The sequence below is a fragment of the Glutamicibacter sp. MCAF14 genome, assembly GCF_052114325.1.
Classification (GTDB): domain Bacteria; phylum Actinomycetota; class Actinomycetes; order Actinomycetales; family Micrococcaceae; genus Glutamicibacter; species Glutamicibacter arilaitensis.
Window position 1 is genome coordinate 1 of record NZ_JBFREO010000002.1, and the last position, 19,061, is coordinate 19,061.

The 19,061-nt window shown below is 62.2% G+C and carries 19 protein-coding genes and 1 tRNA gene; 11 read left to right on the top strand and 9 right to left on the bottom strand.

Features of this window, described 5'->3' with window-relative positions:
- The 9 genes from AB4Y71_RS02535 to AB4Y71_RS02575 all read left to right on the top strand — a co-directional run.
- Positions 1-137: HU family DNA-binding protein (locus AB4Y71_RS02535; RefSeq protein WP_441718479.1), on the top strand; the 137-nt coding region annotated here is incomplete at its 5' end.
- 152 nt (positions 138-289) lie between these two features.
- Positions 290-898, top strand: a complete 609-nt coding sequence (locus AB4Y71_RS02540; protein WP_134779602.1) for a hypothetical protein — start codon at positions 290-292, stop codon at positions 896-898.
- Between the two features lie 43 nt (positions 899-941).
- Positions 942-1,502, top strand: coding sequence for a copper resistance CopC family protein (locus AB4Y71_RS02545; RefSeq protein WP_441717749.1), 561 nt, complete (start codon positions 942-944; stop codon positions 1,500-1,502).
- Between the two features lie 77 nt (positions 1,503-1,579).
- The gene (locus tag AB4Y71_RS02550) at positions 1,580-2,098 is read left to right on the top strand and encodes a copper chaperone PCu(A)C (protein ID WP_441717751.1); all 519 of its coding nucleotides are present in this window, start codon (positions 1,580-1,582) and stop codon (positions 2,096-2,098) included.
- Entirely contained in the window at positions 2,085-3,239 is a 1,155-nt protein-coding gene (locus AB4Y71_RS02555; protein WP_441717753.1) for a Dyp-type peroxidase, read from the top strand. Before AB4Y71_RS02550 ends, AB4Y71_RS02555 begins: the two co-directional genes overlap by 14 nt.
- A 74-nt stretch (positions 3,240-3,313) precedes the next feature.
- Entirely contained in the window at positions 3,314-5,368 is a 2,055-nt protein-coding gene (locus tag AB4Y71_RS02560) for a cytochrome c oxidase assembly protein (protein ID WP_441717755.1), read from the top strand.
- Positions 5,361-6,122 carry a hypothetical protein gene (locus AB4Y71_RS02565; RefSeq protein ID WP_193058003.1) on the top strand — a complete coding sequence of 254 codons (762 nt, stop codon included), beginning with the start codon at positions 5,361-5,363 and terminating at the stop codon, positions 6,120-6,122. The genes AB4Y71_RS02560 and AB4Y71_RS02565 overlap by 8 nt, the downstream gene beginning before the upstream one ends.
- 147 nt (positions 6,123-6,269) lie before the next feature.
- Entirely contained in the window at positions 6,270-8,177 is a 1,908-nt protein-coding gene (locus AB4Y71_RS02570; RefSeq protein ID WP_134779608.1) for an NHL domain-containing thioredoxin family protein, read from the top strand.
- 145 nt (positions 8,178-8,322) lie between these two features.
- Positions 8,323-9,573 carry an MFS transporter gene (locus AB4Y71_RS02575; RefSeq protein ID WP_441717757.1) on the top strand — a complete coding sequence of 417 codons (1,251 nt, stop codon included), beginning with the start codon at positions 8,323-8,325 and terminating at the stop codon, positions 9,571-9,573.
- Here AB4Y71_RS02575 and AB4Y71_RS02580 read toward each other — a convergent pair.
- From AB4Y71_RS02580 to AB4Y71_RS02620, 9 genes are all read right to left on the bottom strand, one after another.
- Positions 9,570-10,592 carry a hypothetical protein gene (locus AB4Y71_RS02580; protein WP_441717759.1) on the bottom strand — a complete coding sequence of 341 codons (1,023 nt, stop codon included), beginning with the start codon at positions 10,590-10,592 and terminating at the stop codon, positions 9,570-9,572. The two genes, AB4Y71_RS02575 and AB4Y71_RS02580, sit on opposite strands and share 4 nt — an antisense overlap.
- Before the next feature lie 182 nt (positions 10,593-10,774).
- The gene (locus tag AB4Y71_RS02585; RefSeq protein WP_013349896.1) at positions 10,775-11,008 is read right to left on the bottom strand and encodes a hypothetical protein; all 234 of its coding nucleotides are present in this window, start codon (positions 11,006-11,008) and stop codon (positions 10,775-10,777) included.
- Positions 11,009-11,123: 115 nt separating this feature from the next.
- Positions 11,124-12,653 carry a helicase HerA-like domain-containing protein gene (locus AB4Y71_RS02590; RefSeq protein WP_441717761.1) on the bottom strand — a complete coding sequence of 510 codons (1,530 nt, stop codon included), beginning with the start codon at positions 12,651-12,653 and terminating at the stop codon, positions 11,124-11,126.
- Between the two features lie 18 nt (positions 12,654-12,671).
- Complete coding sequence (locus AB4Y71_RS02595) at positions 12,672-13,436, bottom strand: amino acid ABC transporter ATP-binding protein (RefSeq protein ID WP_102597281.1); 765 nt, start codon at positions 13,434-13,436, stop codon at positions 12,672-12,674.
- The gene (locus AB4Y71_RS02600) at positions 13,423-14,088 is read right to left on the bottom strand and encodes an amino acid ABC transporter permease (protein ID WP_441717763.1); all 666 of its coding nucleotides are present in this window, start codon (positions 14,086-14,088) and stop codon (positions 13,423-13,425) included. The genes AB4Y71_RS02595 and AB4Y71_RS02600 overlap by 14 nt, the downstream gene beginning before the upstream one ends.
- 71 nt (positions 14,089-14,159) lie before the next feature.
- A complete protein-coding gene (locus tag AB4Y71_RS02605) occupies positions 14,160-14,987 on the bottom strand; it encodes an amino acid ABC transporter substrate-binding protein (RefSeq protein ID WP_013349892.1) in 828 nt (275 codons plus the stop codon).
- Positions 14,988-15,071: 84 nt separating this feature from the next.
- Entirely contained in the window at positions 15,072-16,001 is a 930-nt protein-coding gene (locus AB4Y71_RS02610) for an AEC family transporter (protein WP_102597282.1), read from the bottom strand.
- A 73-nt stretch (positions 16,002-16,074) separates the two neighbouring features.
- A tRNA-Gly gene (locus AB4Y71_RS02615) sits at positions 16,075-16,145 on the bottom strand.
- A 103-nt stretch (positions 16,146-16,248) separates the two neighbouring features.
- Complete coding sequence (locus AB4Y71_RS02620; protein ID WP_417364989.1) at positions 16,249-16,734, bottom strand: SseB family protein; 486 nt, start codon at positions 16,732-16,734, stop codon at positions 16,249-16,251.
- A 111-nt stretch (positions 16,735-16,845) separates the two neighbouring features.
- On the opposite strand from AB4Y71_RS02620, the gene AB4Y71_RS02625 reads away from it, so the two are divergent.
- Both AB4Y71_RS02625 and AB4Y71_RS02630 read left to right on the top strand, forming a co-directional pair.
- The gene (locus tag AB4Y71_RS02625; protein ID WP_013349889.1) at positions 16,846-18,552 is read left to right on the top strand and encodes a fumarate hydratase; all 1,707 of its coding nucleotides are present in this window, start codon (positions 16,846-16,848) and stop codon (positions 18,550-18,552) included.
- Between the two features lie 161 nt (positions 18,553-18,713).
- Positions 18,714-19,055, top strand: a complete 342-nt coding sequence (locus AB4Y71_RS02630; protein WP_441717764.1) for a hypothetical protein — start codon at positions 18,714-18,716, stop codon at positions 19,053-19,055.
- Positions 19,056-19,061: the final 6 nt, after the last annotated feature.

A 19,061-nucleotide genomic window follows, 5' to 3' on the forward strand; every position in this document is an offset into this window, starting at 1 on the left:
TGGCTGTAGAGCGCACCGACCGTGCAGCTCGTACCGGCCGCAACCCACAGACCGGCGAAGCGATCCAGATTCCTGCAGGCCACTCGGTCAAGCTGACCGCTGGCTCGAAGCTGAAGGCTGCTGTAGCAAAGAAGTAAGCTTCTTTAAGCTTTGCATCAGGCTCGACCAGTTCTGGAATGTTCCGGAACAGGTCGGGCCTTTTGCTTTCGGAACCGTTTGAGCCCATCTTCTACTTAGCGTAGAATCGGGCATGGTCGACGAACCTCCTCAAAAGAAATGGCAGCCCACCGTGTCACACACCCCCGCAACCCGCGTAGCTCGCGGATGGTTGGCGGCAAGCGTGTGCACCTGGACTGCCTTCGCCGCCCACGCCCATAGCGCGCCGACCACGTTGTCGCTGATCGCCATGGTGCTCATTACGTGCATTTCGGCGGCCGTCGCAGGAATTCTGGTGGGCAAAAAATTCTCCCTCTGGGCGACCAGCCTCGTGGTGCTCGCCAGCCAAGGGCTCTACCATCTGAGCCTGTCGGTCATGAGCCACCCGCGTGGCGACCTGTCCGTAATGGAGCATGCGCAGCACACAGGCCGCAGCGTGCAATTGGGGCAGCACATCACCGCCCAGTACGCCGACGTGCACACGGAATCGATGCTTTACGCCCATGTGCTGGCAGCATTGGTCAGCATTGCGGTGCTCACCTGCGGCGAACGGCTGCTGAAATTGCTCGGCAGCTGCCTGACCTTGGCCAGGGTCCGACGGATCTTGCACCTGATCCGCATTCTGGCCCCCGAGCCGCGTCGCGTCCCGGCCTACTACCCATTGCGCTTCCAACTCAAGCTGGCGCAATTGGGCAGGTTGCCCGAACGCCGAGGTCCTCCGCACTTCGTTCTTGCCGCATAAGTCAAAGAAACGAAGCGCCCATTTTGGGCTTGGAAGGAACCTCATGAGTACCGTAAAAACCGCCACGCGACTGATCGCCGTGTTCGCACTGTCGTTGCTGGCCCTGTTCACCTCAATCAGCGCTGCTTCCGCGCACGACCAGCTGATCGGCTCGTCCCCGAAAGCCGGCGCAACCATCGAGGAAGCTCCGAAGGAGCTCACCCTTGAATTCTCCGGTGAGCTGCAGAGCTTGTCCGGGGTGGATGCCACCGTCATCGCCCTGACCCGGGACGGGCAGCAGATCCAGACCGAGGCCGAAACCAAAGGCACGAAGGTCATCGTGACTCCGAGTGAGGAATTGGCAGGCGGGAAGTACTCCCTGGCTTACCGTGTCGTCTCTTCCGATGGACATCCGATCGAGAACAAGATCAACTTCACCCTCGATGCTCCAACGATGGTTACCGCCTCGCCTGAAGCCAGCCAAAGCCCTGCCGCGCAGGACTCCAACGCCCCGCTGCAGGATCTGGGCAGCTCGGTGAGCCCGATCGTATGGGTCATCATCGGCCTGATCATCCTTGGTGGCGCCATCGGCGTGCTGGCCAAGTTCATGCGCAACTCCAAATAACCGAAGTCTTCCCGGTGCGCCCACGGCCACCGATGCCTTTGGCGTGCCCAAAGGCCAGAATCTGAAAGCTTGAGAACATGCATTTTCGCAAAATTGCCGTATTGGCCGTTGGCCTGCTGCTGACCGGCTGCGCCCAAGGCGCCGACACTACCAGCGCCGTTGAGAACCAGCAGATCAAGGAAACCCAGGCTGACGCGCTTGTGGCCAGCGAGACCTGGGCAAAGGCCGCCGAGTCCGGAATGAGCGCCGCATTCGGCGTCCTGCACAATGATTCGGACCAGCCACTGGCCCTGCACCAGGTCAGCAACGCACTCGGTGACGAAATCCAGATCCACGAGACGCGCGGCAGCGGCCATGACATGAGCATGGCACAGCTTGACGGGGACCTGGTGATCGAACCCGGGCAGGACCTCGTGCTGGCCCCGGGCGGAAACCACTTCATGTTCATGGACCTGAAGCGGCCGCTGCTTGCCGCCCAGAGCGTGAGGCTGCAGCTGGAATTCGCCGATGGCTCCAGTGCGGAAGTGGACTTCCCGATCCGCAATTTCGACGGCGCAAAGGAAAGCTACGACGAGCACGGCCATGGCGAGCACTGAGCTTCCGCGCCGACTCGTGCTGGGCAGTTCCGCGGCCGCAGCGCTAGGCGGGATGCTGACCGGGTTTGGCACCGGACGGATGAGCAGCCCACGCGAAGCCACCGCAGCCGATGCTGACGGATACCTGCCGTTCTACGGGAAGCACCAGCGCGGGATCCTCGACGCGCAGCAAGCGCATGCGGTATTCGCCGGATGGGACCTGCACTGGCGCGCCGGGTCCAAGAAGGACCAGCTGCGCGCCCTGCTGCAGATGCTCACCGACGACGCAGCCCGGCTGGCCAGTGGGCGTGGAGTGCTCGCCGATACCGAACCGGAAATGGCGCAGCCGCCGTGCCAGCTGAGCCTGACTGCCGGGGTAGGACAGGCCCTGCTGGATGTGGCCGGGCATGGCCACATCGGCACCATGCCCGAATTTCCCGGCGACCAGCTGCAAGAACGGTATGGGCAAAGCGATCTGCTCATCCAGTTCTGCGCGCAGGATCCCACCGTGCTGCACCATGCGGTGCGGGCGGTGTCCAAGAACCTGCGCGGGCTGGCCACCAGGCGCTTCGCCCAAACCGGGTTCATCCAGCCCGCTGAGCACGGCTTCCGCAACCTGTTCGGGCAGCTGGACGGGATCAACAACCCTGCCGGGCAGCTTCGCGAGGCAGCGGTATTCGGCAGCGGGCAGGACAGCTGGATCGAGCACGGGACCACCTTGGCGTTGCGTCGTTTCGAAATGGATTTGGATGGCTGGGACGCAGTGGACCGGGCCGGACGCGACTATGCCCTGGGGCGCCGGCAATCCGACGGCGCACCGCTGTCCGGGCAGCAGGTTGATGACCCGGTGGACGTGCACGCCGCCAACGAGCTCGGGTTGCCGAAAATCGCGGCTAACGCCCATGTGGCCCTGGCCCGTCCGGCCAGCGGGGAGGAGGTGATCCACCGGCGCGGCTATAACTTCGCCGGGGAGACCTCCGGGTTGCTGTTCGCCAGCTACCAGCGCGACCCGGCCACCAGCTTCATCCCGTTGCAGCACCGATTGGCGGCTGCGGACGCGCTGAATACCTGGCTGAAGCCCGTTGGTTCGGGGCTGTACGCGATCCTGCCCGGGGTGCGCGAAGGCTGCTACCTGGGGCAGACCTGGCTGGAGGCGGTGTGAGATACGCCTAAGGCGGGGTCTTCGAGGCTCCGTAGCGGCCACGGCCCGAGGAAAAATGAGATGATGAGAAGGTTATGGATACAGCACAACGCACGGTAACAGCCACCCGCTTCATCCTGCCCGGAATCTTCGCTGCGGCAATCGTCTTCCTGGCAGCAGTGTTGTTCACCGGCATTGCCCGGCCGGCGGAACTGGCCGATCCCGGGGCGTTCGTGCGCTGGTCCCTGCCCATTTCCCGCGCCATCCACCACGCGTCGATGTCGTTGAGCATCGCCGCACTGATTTTCGGTGCTGCGATCATCCCTCGGGCCGCCAAGGTCACCCGCACCACCGAAGGCCACGAGCATCCGGCCTTTGCCCGCACGATGAACATCGCCGCCGGTGCGGCAGTGGTATGGACGCTGTCCGCGGCCACCGTGATGCTGCTGACCTTCTGGGATCTGGCCGGCATCCCGATGAGCATGGATCCGCAGTATTCGGCCGCGATTCTGGACTACATCCTGGCGATCACCACCGGCCGGGCTTGGGCCTGGATGGTGGTGATCGCCGCAATCACCAGCTCGCTGGCGCTGGCCATGCGCTCCAAGACCACCGTGGGGCTAGCCGCGTTCTTCTCGCTGTTCGGCATCCTGCCGCTGGCCTTCATCGGCCACGCCGCCGGGGGAGATGACCACTTCGCCGCGGTGAACTCCATCGGCCTGCACCTGCTGGCTGTGGTCCTGTGGTTCGGCGGCATCATGGTGCTGGCCCTGCTGGCTCCGGCCCTCACCGGTGATGCGCCGGGCCGGGAACGCGGACAGGTGCTTGCCGGGGTGGTGCTCAAGCGCTATTCGGTGCTGGCCACCTTCGCGGTCTTCTTGATGATCGGCTCCGGGCTGGCTTCGGCAGTCATCCGCATCACTGATTGGAACCAGTGGCTGACCCCGTACGGCATCCTGGTCTTGGCGAAGCTCGGGATCACCTTGGTCTTGGGCGTCTTGGGCTTGGCGCACCGCCGCTTCGTGATCCCGAAGCTGCTGGCCGGCCAATACACTGCGCTGCGTGCAGCCTGGCAGGTAGTGCTCGGCGAAGTGATCCTGATGGCTTCGGTGATGTCGGTGGCTACCGTGCTGGCCCGCACCGCCCCGCCTACGCCTGACACCCCGCCGGTCGAAGCGACCCCTGCACGGTTGCTCACCGGCTACGACCTGCCACCGGCTCCGGACACCGCCAGCTGGTTCACCACCTGGCGGATGGACTGGATCTGGGTGGCTGTGTGCCTGTTCGGCCTGGCCGTCTACCTATGGGCGTTCATCACCCTCGCCCGCCGCGGGGACAAGCCCAGCGTGCTGCGCCTGGCCAGCTGGATCGTGGGCCTGTTCGCCCTGTTCTACGTGACCAGCGGCGCGGTGGCCGTCTACGGCAAGATCCAGTTCTCCACCCACATGGTCGACCACATGTCGCTGACCATGATCGTGCCGATCTTCCTGGTGCTGGGCACCCCGATCACGCTGCTGCTCAAGGTGCTGCCGTCGCGCGGCGACGGCACCCGCGGTCCGCGCGAGTGGATCCTCTACCTGGTGCATTCTCCGTATTCGAAGGTGATCACCCACCCGATTTTCGCGGCCGTGAATTTCGCCGGGTCGATCGTCGTCTTCTACTTCACTCCGCTGCTGGAGCCTGCGATGCGCTACCACGCGGGCCACGAGCTGATGAACCTGCACTTCTTGCTCACCGGCTACCTGTTCGCGCTGTCCTTGGTGGATGCCGACCCGGTCCCCAAGCGCTACCCGTACCCGATGCGCCTGGTGGTGCTGCTGGCTACCGTCGCCTTCCACGCCTTCTTCGGCGTGGCGCTGATGAGCACCGAAACCCTGCTGGCCCCGGACTACTTCGGGAACATGGGCCGCACCTGGGGCGGCACCGCACTGGAAGACCAAGTGGTCGGTGCCGGGGCGATGTGGGCCATTGGCGAAGTGCCCACCTTGGTCCTGGCCATCTTCGTGGTCATCTCCTGGCTGAAGCAGGACAAGAAGGACACCAAACGCTACGACCGGCAGGCAGAGCGCGACAACGACGCTGAGCTGGCCGCCTACAACGAAATGTTCGCCCGCTTCAAGCAGGCTGACCGGAGGGACCCGAATGCCTAGCACCAAGAAGACCGTTGCCGCCTCGCTAGCGATCGGCGCGCTGCTGGCTTTGAGCGCCTGTTCCGAAGCCGAGATGCCGCAGGATGAGACGCACAAGATCGCTGTGCAGGGCACCGCTTCGCCCAGCGCGAGCCAGGAAACTGAAAAGCCAGAAGAGCCTGAAGAACTGAGCACCGCGCAGGTGGCTACCACCGCCGGGGCAGTGATGGCCGCCGAGCTGGGCTTCGGCTCCAGCGCGAAGATCGAAGGCAAGGACCTCGAATCCCTGGCCACCGCCCCGACCGACACGCTCAAGGACATCGTGGTGCTGCCTTCGCAGTGCTCGGCGCCGATCGAGGACCTGAATTGGTCGCCGGTCCAGCTGGGCACCGAAGCGGCGCGTACAGACTTCACCAATGAGAACCAGTCGATCACCGGCTCCGTCGAGGTAGCGAAGCTCGATGGGAACGCGGCGAAGGTCAAGGCGCACAACGCGAATGTGGCTACCATTTTGGAAGACTGCCGGACCGTGAAGCTCAACGGCCTGGATTACCGGGAGACGCTGAAATTCTCCGACCCGTCCGTGGCTGGTGCGGACTCCTCGCTCTACTACAGCCGCGATGGGCAGTATGCGCAGGATTCGCTGGTGTTGATCAAGTCCACGCAGAAGTACGTGGTGATGGTTTCCTTCATGTCCGCTACCTCGCTGCAAGAGGACGCCTTCAACCAGGTGGCCACCAGCATCATGGATACCGCGATCGCCCAGCTGCCCTAGCGGAATAGAAACCGGGCACTGCTGGTTGCCAATCATGCAACCCGCAATTTCCTCAATGTTGCTTAACACCGTTAGTCCCCGTGGGGGCCGGTAGCAGATAATTGAGGTTCCAAACGCCGCAGCCGCGGCAACTGCGAAAGGAAGACCATGAGCGCTACCGAATCCGTCCGCGCCAATTACAAGGTGCGCGCCAGCGAGCTGCTGGGCCGGAACTGGCTGAACACCGGCGGCAAGCAACTGGACCTGGAAGCGTTGCGCGGCAAGATCGTGATCCTGGACTTCTGGACCTTCTGCTGCATCAACTGCCTGCACGTGCTCGACGAACTGCGTCCGCTGGAAGAACAGTACAAAGACGTGCTGGTCACCGTCGGCGTGCATTCGCCGAAGTTCGAGCACGAAGCGGATCCGGATGCGCTGGCCGCGGCGGTCGAACGCTACGAAATCCATCACCCGGTGCTCGATGACCCGGAACTGGTCACCTGGCAGGCCTACGGCGCCCGCGCCTGGCCTACCCTGGTGGTACTGGATCCCGAAGGGTACATCGTCGCGCACCTCTCCGGCGAGGGCCATGCCCAGGGCCTGGGCTCGCTGATCGAGGAACTGGTTGCAGAGCATGAAGCCAAGGGCACGCTGCACCGCGGCAACGGCCCGTATGTGGCCCCCGAAGCCCGCGAAGGCGACCTGCGCTTCCCGGGCAAGGCCATCGCACTGGCCAACGGCAACTTCTTGGTGGGCGATTCGGGCCACCACCGCCTGGTCGAGCTGGCCAGCGACCTGTCCACCGTGGTGCGCACCATCGGTGCGGGAGTCAAGGGCTACGCCGACGGGGATGCACAAACCGCGCAGTTCAACGAGCTGCAGGGCCTGACCGCGCTGCCAGCAGAATTAGCCGCTGAAGTAGGCTACGACGTGATCGTCGCCGACACCGTGAACCACCGCCTGCGCTCGGTGAACCTGGAAACCGGTGTTGTGGGCACCCTGGCCGGCAATGGCGTGCAGCGCCTGCTGGATTCGGAGAACGCGCGCCAGGAAGTCCAGCGCACCGAGCTGGGCACCGACGCCACCAACATTTCGCTTTCCTCCCCATGGGATGTGCTCTACCACCCATCGGGCCAAGTCATCATCGCGATGGCCGGCACCCACCAGATCTTCGCCTTCAACCCGCGTACCTCAGCGGTCTCGGTGTTCGCCGGCACCGGGCTGGAAGGCCTGGCCGACGGGGCACCGGACGAGGCCTGGTTCGCCCAGTCCTCGGGACTGGCCTTAGATGGGCAGAACGTCTGGATCGCGGATTCGGAAACCAGTGCGCTGCGCTGGATCGAGGTTGAAGAGGGCAAGGCCCAGAGCGTGAACACCGCGGTGGGCACCGGCCTGTTCGACTTCGGCTTCCGCGATGGCGATGCGCAGCAGGCCCGTCTGCAGCACCCGCTGGGCGTAGCAGTGCTTCCCGATCACTCGATCGCGATTGCCGACTCCTACAACGGTGCGGTGCGCCGCTTCGACCCGGCAACCAAGACCGTATCCACCTTGGCCAAGGGGCTGAAGGAGCCAGCCGATGTGCTGGTGGACACTTCCGTGGATGGGGATCCGGTGCTGCTGGTCGTGGAGACCAACACCCACCAGCTGGTGCGCATCCCGATTCCTGCCGAAGCATTGGTAGTCGATGAGGGCGCCAGCCAGACCCAGCGTCCCAAGACCCCGGTCCGCGCCGGCAAGCACGAGATCCTGGTGCGCTTCGCGGCTCCCAAGGGGCAGAAGCTCGATGACCGCTGGGGCGATCCGACCCAGCTGAAGATCTCGGCCAGCCCCGAGGAACTGATCCTGGAAGGCGCAGGAACCTCGGTGGGCCTGACCCGCACCCTGGAGCTGAATCCAGAAATTACCGACGGCGTGCTGCACATTACCGCACGTGCCGCGGCTTGCGATGGCGAGCCAGGCGGAGAGATTCCGGATCACGCGGCCTGCCACCTGTACCAGCAAGACTGGGGGATCCCGGTCGTGCTCGATGCTGAAGGCGACAATGAATTGCTGCTGGACCTGCGCGGGGTGAACTAGCTCGCACGAAACCAAAGGCGCACCAGAAATGGTGCGCCTTTGGCGTATCCGGCGGTGCGCAGGAATCTGAGGAAACCTCAGCAATTTTCCGTCCAGGTGGCTAGACTGGTGTGCGGGAGGCGCCGGAGGGATCCGGCAATTGTTCATGTCGTCAAAAATGTTCAGTGCACTGGAAGTACCGAATTACCGGTTGTGGGTGATCGGTGCCCTGGTCTCCAACATCGGCACCTGGATGCAACGCGTAGCCCAGGACTGGCTGGTGCTCACCGAACTGACCGACCACGACGCGGTAGCCACCGGCATCACCACCGGCCTGCAATTCGTGCCCGTACTGCTGCTGGGACCCTATGCCGGTCTGATCGCAGACCGCTTCAACAAGCGCAAGCTGCTGATCTTCACCCAAAGCTTCATGGGACTGTGCGCGGTGATCCTGGGCCTGCTGGTCGTCACCGGGACCGCACAGCTGTGGCATGTCTACGTGCTGGCCACGATGCTGGGCATCGGCGCGGCCTTCGACGCCCCAGCCCGCCAGGCCTTCGTTTCCGAAGTGGTTCCCGGCACGCACCTGGCCAACGCGGTCGCGTTGAACAGCGCCAACTTCAACTTAGCCCGTCTGGCAGGTCCTGGCGTGGCCGGTGCAGTGATCGCACTGGTGGGCACCGGACCGGCGTTCCTGATCAACGGCGGCTCATTCTTGGCGGTGATTTCCTCGCTGGTGTTCATGCGCAAGGAAGCACTGAACCCGTCCAAGCCGGTTGCCCGCGCCAAGGGACAGGTGCGCGAGGGCTTCGCCTACGTGAAGAACCGCAAGGACCTGATGCTCATCTTCTTCCTAGCCGGAGTGATCGGCACCTTCGGGCTGAACTTCCAGATGACCAATGCGCTGATGGCCACCGAGGTCTACGGTGTAGGTGCAGGGGAGTACGGGATCCTGGGCTCCATCATGGCCGTGGGCACCTTCGGCGGTGCGCTGCTGGCCGCACGGCGTTCGGCACCGCGCTGGCGCTACCTGATCGGCGGCGGAGTATTCTTCGGCGTTGCCGGCGTCAGCAGCGCGTGGATGCCCAACTATATTGCCTTTGCGCTGATACTGATCCCGGTGGGACTGGGGTCGCTGACTTTCTTGAACAGCTGCAACACCATGGTGCAGACCTCGGTGCCGCCGCAATACCGGGCGCGGGTGCTCTCGCTGTATCTGATGGTGGTGATGGGCGGTACGCCCATTGGCTCGCCGCTGATCGGCTGGTTCGCCGAGCTCTTTGGAATCCAGGTTGCCGTGAGCATCGGTGCTGGGCTGTCACTGGCTGCCAGCTTGGTCGCGCTGCTGGTCTGGCAGAAGTTCAAGACCAACGCGGTGCCGCTGCGCAGCCAGTTCCGCGAAATGCTCGGACGCTAGCCGGCAACCTGTTCGCCACCGGCTACCGGGCGCACCGAAACTTCGGTGGTGCTGGTAGTCAGCTTGGCAGTGAAGGAATATTCGTCCGTGACCGTCTTCTTTTCCTTGGCTCCGGTCCGCAGATCCTGCTCGGTCAAGGTCAAGGTGGCGGAGGTGGTGAGCGGGGAGAGCACCCAGGCGCCGTTGTAGTAGTTCACTTCAATGGTTGGGTACTTTGCGATGGACCAGTCAATGGTGGCCGGATTAACGCGCGCCGAAGTGGTGTACGCGAAGGGGCAGCCAGCTGGCATCAGGACCTGTTCGCTGACGCACTTATCGAGGTAGCTCTTGACCTTGGCGTTGATGGCCGCGATGAATTCCTTGGTCGGCTTGGTCTGCAACGCGATCTCTACCGGTTCCTTGGCCGGCTTGGTGACCACCATGCCGCGGGTATCGGCGGCAAAGTTCTTGGTGCTGAAGCTCGCATCGAGGATCGAAGGATAGAAAACCGGAAGGGTGCTCACTCCCGCAGCCAGCGGGATCTTCTGTTCGTTGACCGTGACCTCGTTGACCGTGTTGGCCTTGATACTCACCGTCGGCAGCGTGCTCGGCTCGAAAACCCACTTGTCGAAGAGCAACCACGACTTGCCGTCGTGGCGCAGCGTGTAGCTCGATTCCTTCTGGACGCCGTCGGCTTTGTAATGCGCGGTGACGGTGCGCAACTGGTCCTCGCCCTCTACCGGCTGGGCCTCATCGGTGGTGAAATCCGTAATTCCGGCCTGGGTCCGCTTCAGGACCTCCCCGTTCAGGGCAACCGCATCGCCGGCTGGGACCTTGGCCTGCATCAAGCCCAAGGCCTTGGCGCCTTCGCCCTGGGCCAGCAGCTGCTGCAAGGCTTGCACCTGGTGCTGAGGGGAGAAGAGGGTACGGTTGGCAAGAATCGTTCCGGCTAAGACCAGAACAATCACAACCATAGCGGCCAGAGCCCAGCGCAGGGCTAGTCGGGCAGCGGAGATCGGCATGGAATTACGAGTGTTCATCAGTAGCTAGGCTATCTGGTTTCCGCCCCGAGGCAGTAAACGGCGTGCTGAAACGTGAGCGTATTAACGGCGGCGGCATTTGCGATTGCCGACGAAGCCGCCACTCTTCTCCCATCCAATCACCTTGGCCGCATCCATCACCCGGTGCGGTACCAATTGCCTTTGCGCCGATCATCAACCATTTAGCCAACTCTTGAGCTGGCGTTGTTTCTACTGGCGGCCCATCCGGGCAGCGCGATGACAGTCCCGAGAATGCCGAGGCCGAAGATGAACCACAGCGGGGTAATCATGATGTTTTGCACGTTATTTTCGTCAATCATGACGCCCGCGTTGAATAGCGCCACCCCGCCGCAGACCAGGGCGGTCAGGCTGGCGGCCAGCGCGATGATCCAGTAGTTCTTCATTTTCGCCAGCATATTTCCTCTTCGGCCCCGGTATTTGGTGAATTCGTCATGCACTAGTGCTCATCTGCAGCCAGGCCACCCGGTTTCCGGCATAGGGCAGTCAACGGAGCGCTGCAACGTGAGCGTATTAACGGCGGCGCTTGCGGTTGCCGAAGAAGCCGCGAATCAGTTCCCGACCAATCACCTTGGCGGCATCCATCGCCATGTCCATCATCGGATTCTCTTCCTTGGAAGACCGTCGCTGAGGAGCGGATTGCCGGCGCGGCTGCGGCGCCGATTCAGGAACTGGCGCTGGAGCTGGTGCGGACTGCGCTGCCTTTGCTTCGAGCATTTCACGCGCAGAATCCCGATCTACCGCGGCCGCATACTGCCCAGCAAGGGTTGAAGTGCCTCGCACCTGGGTCATCACTTGCTCGCTGGCCGGACCGATGTTGGATCCCGGGGAAGTCATCTTGGTCCAAGCGACCGGGGTAGGTGCACCCTTTTCGTTCAGGACCGTCACCACAGCCTCGCCGACACCGGCCTGGGTCAGCGCCTCATTCAGATCCAGCTGGCCTTGGGGGAAGGTCTTGATGATCTGCTTCAGTGCGCTTTGGTCCTTGGCGGTGAACACGCGCATCGCATGCTGGACGCGGTTGCCCAGCTGGCCGAGCACCTCATCGGGCAGGTCGGTAGGGGACTGGGTGATGAAGAACAGCCCGACGCCCTTGGATCGGATCAGCCGCACAGTGTTGATGATGGCATCAGTAAATGCCTTGGTCGCATCCTTGAACAGCAGGTGGGCTTCGTCGAGGAAGAACACCAGCTTGGGCTTGTCCAGGTCGCCGGCCTCGGGCAGGTCTTCGAACAGGTCGGCCAAAAGCCACATGAGGAAGGTGGAGAAAAGCATCGGCTGGGCGCTGACCGAAGGCAGTTCCAGGATGTTGATGACCCCTGCACCGTCGCGGATCTGCAGGAAGTCCGCGGTGTCGAACTCGGGCTGGCCGAAGAACTGATCCAGACCCTGGGTCTGCATGATGGTGATGCCTCGCAGGATCACCGAAGCGGTGGAAGATGATACGCCGCCTAGTTCCTTGAGGGCTTCGGCGCCTTCTTCGCTGAGCAGGAAGCTGATCACTGCTTTCAGATCGCTGAGGTCATCTAGCGGCAGCTGATGGGAGTCGGCGTAGTGGAAGATCAGCTGCAGGCACTCTTCCTGGGTTTCATTCAGTTCCAGGACGCGTGCAAGCAAGATCGGGCCGAAGGCGTCGACGCTGGCGCGAACCGGCACTCCTTCTCCTTCGCCCAGGGCAAGGAATTCCACCGGGTTGGTGCGCGGGGTGAACTCATGGCCCAGCTCGGCCAGACGGGCCGTGAGCTTTTCCGAGGCGCTGGCTGATTGCGCCAGACCGGTCAGGTCGCCCTTGATATCGGCGAGGAAAACCGGAACACCGGCGACAGAGAGCTGCTCGGCCATGGTCTGCAGGGTCACGGTCTTGCCGGTACCGGTCGCACCGGCGATCAAGCCGTGGCGGTTGAGCATCTTCAGGGGCAAGCGCACCGGGGCGCTTGGCTCGGGCTTCCCGTCGATCAGTGCGGCCCCGAGCTCCAAGCACTCAGAATCGAAGTCGTAGCCCTCGATGAGGCCGGTCAGCAAAGAATTCGTTTCCTGGGTCATGATCTCACTCTATTGATTTTAGAACGGGTGCAAAAGACGTTGTACGAATGCTTGGGTTCGGGTATTAGCCGGGGTGCTGAGCACCTGGGAAGCCGGGCCAGTCTCCACGACCACTCCGCCATCCATGAACACCACGGTGTCTGCCACATCGCGGGCGAAGGCCAGCTCGTGAGTAACCAGCACCATGGACCAGCCTTCTTGGGCCAATTCCTTGATGACTGTGAGAACTTCACCGACCAGCTCGGGATCCAGTGCACTAGTGGGTTCGTCGAAGAGCAGCAGGTCCGGTTGCTGCATCAGTGCGCGCACGATGCCCACGCGTTGCTGCTGGCCGCCGGAGAGCGAGTTGGGGTAGGCATCGGCTTTGGCTTCAAGGCCTACCCGGGCCAGCAGCTTCTTAGCTTCGGCCAGCACCTGGTCCTTGGGACGCTTTTGCACCTCGATGGGGCCGATGCTCACGTTTTGCAGCACGGTCAGATGCGGGAAGAGGTGGTGTCCTTGGAACACCATGGCCGAACGGCTGCGCAGGATCTGGGCGGTCTTGGGCTTCAGTCCGGCACTGAAGGAAACTTCCGGGCCGCCGGTGAAGCCAACAGTTCCGGCATCGGCGATTTCCAAGCCGTTCAGGCAACGCAGTGCAGTGGTTTTGCCTGAGCCTGAAGGCCCAATCAGTGCCACTACTTCACCGGAATGCACGGTGAAGTCGATGCCCTTGAGCACTTGGTTCTCGCCGAAGGCCTTGTGCAGGCCGGTGACGCTGAGCAGCGGGTTACTTGGCGACATACTTTTCGAGCCTTCCTTCAACAGAGTTCTGCAGGGCCGAGAGCACCAGGCAGATCACCCAGTAGATGGCGGCCGCTTCGCAGTAGAGCAGCAGGAACTCATAGGTCGAAGCGGTGATTTCCTGCGCTTTGCGGAACATTTCGGTGACCAGGATCGTGGAGGCCAGCGAGGTGTCCTTGACCAGGGAGATGAAGGAGTTGGACAGCGGCGGCACCGCCACCCGGGTAGCCTGGGGCAAGATCAGCCGGTACAGGGTGCGGGTGCGCGACATGCCCAGGGTGTAGCCGGCTTCCCATTGGCCCTGCGGCACCGAGAGGATCGCGGCGCGGATGATTTCAGCCGCGTAGCCGCCGATGTTCAAGCTGAATGCGATGATGGCGCTGGGCCACGGGTCGATGGTCAGCCCTACCGAGGGCATGCCGTAGAAGATCACGAACAGCTGCACCAGCAGCGGGGTGCCGCGGATGATCGAAATGTAGACCCGGGCAATTGAGGAAATCACGCGGTTCTTGCTGATCCGCATCAACGCCATCAGCAAGGCGATAACCAAGCCCAGCGCCATGCTGACCAAGGCCAGCGGAATCGTTGCGGTAATCGCACCGAGCGCTAAGGGCCCGAGCGAGTCGAGTAATAACTGCCATTTCGAATCCATGGACTACCTTTGACGCAAATGAGGCTGGCTCCACGCGTGTACGTGTGGAGCCAGTCTACTTATAGAGTTTGCTACTTGCTGACGTCCTCGCCGAAGTATTTCTCGGAGATCTTTGCCAGTTCACCGTCTGCGCGCAGTTCCTCCAAGGCAGAATCGATGGCCTTGGCCAATTCGGGGGAGTCCTTGCGCAGCGCAACTGCGGACTTGCTCTGCTCTTCGGATTCGGCAGCGATCTTGATGCTGTCGTCCGGGTTGGTCTTCTGCGCGTCCAAGAAAGTCAGCTTGTCGTTGACAGTCGCATCGACACGTCCCTGCTTGAGCAGGGTGATCGACTGGGCCCAGCCTTCAACCGGCTCGACCTTTGCGCCGGCATCCTTGGCGGTCTCGTAGAAGTTGCTGGTCAGCGACTGGGCGGTGGTCTTGCCCTTCAGCGTCTGGAAAGAAGTGATGTCGCTGTTATCGCTCTTGGTCACCACCACGCCGGTGGAGACCGTATAAGGCTCGGAAAACAGGTACTTCTCTTCACGCTCCGGGTTGATGGAGACCTGGTTGGCGATGACATCGAAACGTCCGGCGTCCAGGCCGGCGAAGATCGCGTCCCACTGGGTTTCCTGGAACTTGACCTCGACGCCCATCTTCTCGCCGACGGCCTCGATAACCTCAACGTCGTAGCCGGTCAGTTCATCGCCTTCATGGAAGGAGAACGGACGGTAGGTTCCCTCGGTGCCAACGGTCAGCACCCCGGAATCCTGGACCTTCTTCAAGGTTGCTCCGGTTTCAGCTGAACCTTCGGTGCCTCCGGATTCGCTGGCCGAGGTCGATGAGCCTGAGGAGCCGCAGGCGCTCAGTGACAGGGCGAGAATGGCGGCCGTAGCCAGCAGTGGTGCAGTGCGCTTCATGGTGACCTCACTAGGGGAGCGGAAAAGGTGTCGTCCATAGAACACTCTAGTGATAGGCGCTTATTCCAGCGGTTGAAAGTTACGCTAAATTCCAAGCACGATGGCCAGCACCATCATCAGCGGGATGGCGCAAATGGTGGTGATCAGCACCGTATCCTTGGCGATGGTCACCCCATGTTCGTAGCGCATGGCAGTCACAAAAATATTCTGCGCGGTGGGCAGGCCGGCCATGATCACCGAAGCGACCAGCAACTCGCCGCGCAAATTGAAGACCCAGTAGGCCAGCACCCACGCCAATAGCGGATGCACCAGCAGCTTGGCCGCGCTAGCAATGAGCACATCGGCGCGGCGGCCCGACTTCTTTTCCAGCGGCTTGGATCCCACCAGCGAGATGCCGAAGGCCATGAGCATCGCAGGAATCGAAGCGCCGGCAATCAGCTCGATCGGCTCAAGGACCATCGAGGGCAGTTCGATGCCGGTCAGCGCCACGACCAGGCCCAGCAGCGAGCCGATGATCATCGGGTTCTTGGCGGTGGCCAGCAGCAGTGCGATCGGGGTGGTGCGGTGCCGGGAGGTAGTCGCATCGAGCATGGCCAGGTTGATCGGCTGGTAGAGGGCCAGCTGGAAGAGGATGATCGGGGCCGCATAGGCCATGTCGCCGAGCACGTACAGGGCAATGGGCAGACCCAGGTTGGCGGAATTCACCGTGGAGGCGGACATCGCCGCGATGATGCTTTCCGACGCCGGACGCCGCAGCAGCCCGGCGGTGACAAGGTAATAGGCCACAGCGGTGAGGGCCGCAGAAAGGGCGGCCACCCAGAGCATCGGCCCGAGCACGGAAGCCGGGTCGGAATCGGCCAGGGTCGTGAACAGCAGCGCGGGACTTGCCACGAAGAAGGTCACACGGCTGAGCACGTGGCGGCCTTGTTCGCCCAGCACCCCGGTGCGGCCTACCAGATAGCCCACCAGGATCACGACCCAGATGATGGAGAAGCCTTCCAGAACTCCGATCATCTTGGCTCCTTTTGGATTGCTGTGCACAGACTAAAAACGTCGGAGCACCATGGGTGCCCCGACGTTTTCCTTGAGCGGGCGACGGGAATCGAACCCGCGTATCGAGCTTGGGAAGCTAGCGCTCTACCATTGAGCTACGCCCGCAAGTGCACCGAGCGGCCTATCGACGGCCCGGGCATCAAAAGCATATCCCACGAATCCGGTGCACCGGAAAACGGCACGGGAAATCGTGGCAATAATTACGCTGCTACTGGCTTGGCTTCTGCTTGAGCAGCTGTTCTCGCAAAATCGCCACCCCATCGGCAGGGACTTCGAAGCTGAGGTCATCGCCCGGGTTCACCACGAAGCCGGTGTTCTCCAGTGCGCGCACCACGGTGGCGCCCTGGACCTTCACGCCGTACGGCGCCATGTCGATATAGGAAGAAGGGATGCGTTCCAACGAGGTGAAGACCGCGACCATGGCATCGCCCGATGGGTTGGTCAGCAGCATCGGCTGGGCGTTCTTGTTCTCGCCGGTGACCTCTTCACGGGAGAGGAAGTACACCTCAGCGCTCATGAACGCGCCAATGACCGAGCCGGAAAGGTCTGGTTTATTAAGCCCGGCCTGCAACATCATTTCGAAGTGCGTTTTAGGCTGCGCCCGCGCCTTGTCCATCGGGGTTTCGATGATCGCATCCGGGCCCTGGTTTGGTTCTTGGTCCTGGTGCGCCTCGGAAGGGTTCTCGTTGCTCATGTATTACAGCATGTCGCGATAAACCCTCAGGTGCAAACGCCGAATGCGGTTAATTCGGGGTAAAGGCCTAAAATGGCAGATGAGCACACACGATTGAATCAAGGACTGAGCATGCCTGAATTCCGTTATGAGGATCTTCTGCCTATTGGCGAAGATACCACCCCGTACCGCAAGATTTCCTCCGAAGGCGTCGAAGTTGTCGCCGGCCCGGATGGAAAGAACTTCCTGAAGGTCGCACCTCAGGCCCTGGAGCAGCTGGCCGAGACCGCACTGCACGACATCTCGCACTACCTGCGTCCGGCCCACCTGCAGCAGCTGCGCAACATCCTCGACGATGAGGAAGCCAGCCCGAATGACAAGTTCGTGGCCCTGGACCTGCTGAAGAACGCGAACATCGCCGCCGGCGGCATCCTGCCAATGTGCCAGGATACTGGCACCGCGATCGTGATGGGCAAGCGCGGTCAGCGCGTGCTCTCCGAAGAGCAGGACGAGATCTCGCTCTCGCGCGGTATCTACAACGCCTACACCCGACTGAACCTGCGCTACTCGCAGCTGGCCCCGATCACCACCTGGGAAGAGAAGGCCACCGGCAACAACCTCCCAGCGCAGATCGACCTGTACGCCAACACCAAGGATGGCGCTGACACCAGCTACAAGTTCCTGTTCATGGCCAAGGGCGGCGGATCGGCCAACAAGTCCTTCCTGTACCAGGAGACCAAGGCCATCCTCAACGAGAACTCCATGCTGAAGTTCCTCGACGAGAAGCTGCGCTCGCTGGGCACCGCCGCGTGCCCTCCGTACCACCTGTCCATCGTCATCGGCGGCACCAGTGCCGAGATGGCGTTGAAGACCGCGAAGTACGGTTCGGCCAAGTACCTGGATTCGCTGCCAACCGAAGGCGCGATGACCGGCCGCGGCTTCCGCGACACCGAACTTGAAGACAAGGTCCTGGAGCTGACCCGCCACTTCGGCATTGGCGCCCAGTTCGGCGGCAAGTACTTCTGCCATGACGTGCGCGTGGTGCGCCTGCCTCGCCACGGCGCCTCGCTGCCAGTGGCCATCGCAGTATCCTGCTCGGCTGACCGCCAGATGCTGGCCAAGATCACCGAAGAGGGCCTGTTCGTGGAGCAGCTGGAGACCGATCCAGCCCGATTCATGCCGGCGGAGGACCACCCGGCCCTGGCCGCACACGACGACGAGACCGATGGTGTCACCGGCACCGGTGGCTCCTCGGTAGTCAAGATCGACTTGAAGAAGCCGATGAGCGAGATCCTGGCCGAGCTGACCAAGTACCCGGTCAAGACCCGCTTGTCGCTGACCGGCCCGCTGGTTGTGGCCCGCGATATCGCGCACTCCAAGATCAAGGAGCGCCTGGACGCTGGCGAAGAAATGCCGCAGTACCTCAAGGACCACCCGGTCTACTATGCAGGTCCTGCCAAGACCCCAGAAGGCATGCCTTCGGGTTCCTTCGGTCCGACTACCGCAGGACGCATGGACTCCTACGTGGATCAGTTCCAGGCAGCTGGCGGTTCGATGGTCATGCTGGCCAAGGGCAACCGCTCCAAGCAGGTCACCGATGCGTGCAACAACCACGGTGGTTTCTACCTCGGTTCCATTGGCGGTCCGGCGGCACGCCTGGCCCAGGATTGCATCAAGAAGGTCGAGGTTCTCGAATACGAGGAACTGGGCATGGAAGCAATCTGGAAGATCGAGGTTGAGGACTTCCCGGCCTTCATCGTGGTTGATGACAAGGGCGAGGACTTCTTCGCAGAAACCTTGAAGCCGACCTTCACCGGCATTCCAGTGCGTTCGAAGTAGGACTTCTACCTCTTCAAGCAGGGAGCTGCCAGCATTAGCTGGTGGCTCCCTGCTTTTTCGGTGTACTGGGTCTACGTTTCTGGGAACTGTTTCCAGCGGGCTTGGGTAGACTACGTGGTGCTCGTTAAACGACCAGCTCGAATACTTCTAAGGGGAACGGCATGAAGCGGCTTGTCTTCGTGAATCTACTGCTTGGCATCCCCGGAATTATTTACTACTGGATGATGGCCTTGATGGTGATCCGTACTCCGCTGACCTCCTGGGGCCAGATGGCCAAGGATTGGTATGAAGCCAATTCGCTGTTGCCCATGCAGAGCGTGCTCGGTCCACCGTTGGTGATCTGCACCATGATTTGGGTGCTGTCCAACTTCAACGTGATCTCGCACCGGACTGATCCGGGAGAACACGGAACCTTGGGCAGCAACGCAGTGAGCTGGAGCCTGGCGGTGGCGGCGTCGCTGATTCCAGCGGCGATTGTGCTTCTAATAGCGACGTTCTTCTAAGCCAGA

Excerpts from the sequence above, each read along its gene's own strand:
- AB4Y71_RS02580 (WP_441717759.1), bottom strand. The coding sequence starts at position 10,592 with ATGAACACTCGTAATTCCATGCCGATCTCCGCTGCCCGACTAGCCCTG.
- AB4Y71_RS02630 (WP_441717764.1), top strand. The coding sequence starts at position 18,714 with ATGAAGCGGCTTGTCTTCGTGAATCTACTGCTTGGCATCCCCGGAATT.
- AB4Y71_RS02550 (WP_441717751.1), top strand. The coding sequence starts at position 1,580 with ATGCATTTTCGCAAAATTGCCGTATTGGCCGTTGGCCTGCTGCTGACC.
- AB4Y71_RS02605 (WP_013349892.1), bottom strand. The coding sequence starts at position 14,987 with ATGAAGCGCACTGCACCACTGCTGGCTACGGCCGCCATTCTCGCCCTG.
- AB4Y71_RS02565 (WP_193058003.1), top strand. The coding sequence starts at position 5,361 with ATGCCTAGCACCAAGAAGACCGTTGCCGCCTCGCTAGCGATCGGCGCG.
- AB4Y71_RS02545 (WP_441717749.1), top strand. The coding sequence starts at position 942 with ATGAGTACCGTAAAAACCGCCACGCGACTGATCGCCGTGTTCGCACTG.
- AB4Y71_RS02575 (WP_441717757.1), top strand. The coding sequence starts at position 8,323 with ATGTCGTCAAAAATGTTCAGTGCACTGGAAGTACCGAATTACCGGTTG.
- AB4Y71_RS02610 (WP_102597282.1), bottom strand. The coding sequence starts at position 16,001 with ATGATCGGAGTTCTGGAAGGCTTCTCCATCATCTGGGTCGTGATCCTG.
- AB4Y71_RS02570 (WP_134779608.1), top strand. The coding sequence starts at position 6,270 with ATGAGCGCTACCGAATCCGTCCGCGCCAATTACAAGGTGCGCGCCAGC.
- AB4Y71_RS02555 (WP_441717753.1), top strand. The coding sequence starts at position 2,085 with ATGGCGAGCACTGAGCTTCCGCGCCGACTCGTGCTGGGCAGTTCCGCG.
- AB4Y71_RS02600 (WP_441717763.1), bottom strand. The coding sequence starts at position 14,088 with ATGGATTCGAAATGGCAGTTATTACTCGACTCGCTCGGGCCCTTAGCG.
- AB4Y71_RS02590 (WP_441717761.1), bottom strand. The coding sequence starts at position 12,653 with ATGACCCAGGAAACGAATTCTTTGCTGACCGGCCTCATCGAGGGCTAC.
- AB4Y71_RS02595 (WP_102597281.1), bottom strand. The coding sequence starts at position 13,436 with ATGTCGCCAAGTAACCCGCTGCTCAGCGTCACCGGCCTGCACAAGGCC.
- AB4Y71_RS02585 (WP_013349896.1), bottom strand. The coding sequence starts at position 11,008 with ATGCTGGCGAAAATGAAGAACTACTGGATCATCGCGCTGGCCGCCAGC.
- AB4Y71_RS02620 (WP_417364989.1), bottom strand. The coding sequence starts at position 16,734 with ATGAGCAACGAGAACCCTTCCGAGGCGCACCAGGACCAAGAACCAAAC.
- AB4Y71_RS02625 (WP_013349889.1), top strand. The coding sequence starts at position 16,846 with ATGCCTGAATTCCGTTATGAGGATCTTCTGCCTATTGGCGAAGATACC.
- AB4Y71_RS02560 (WP_441717755.1), top strand. The coding sequence starts at position 3,314 with ATGGATACAGCACAACGCACGGTAACAGCCACCCGCTTCATCCTGCCC.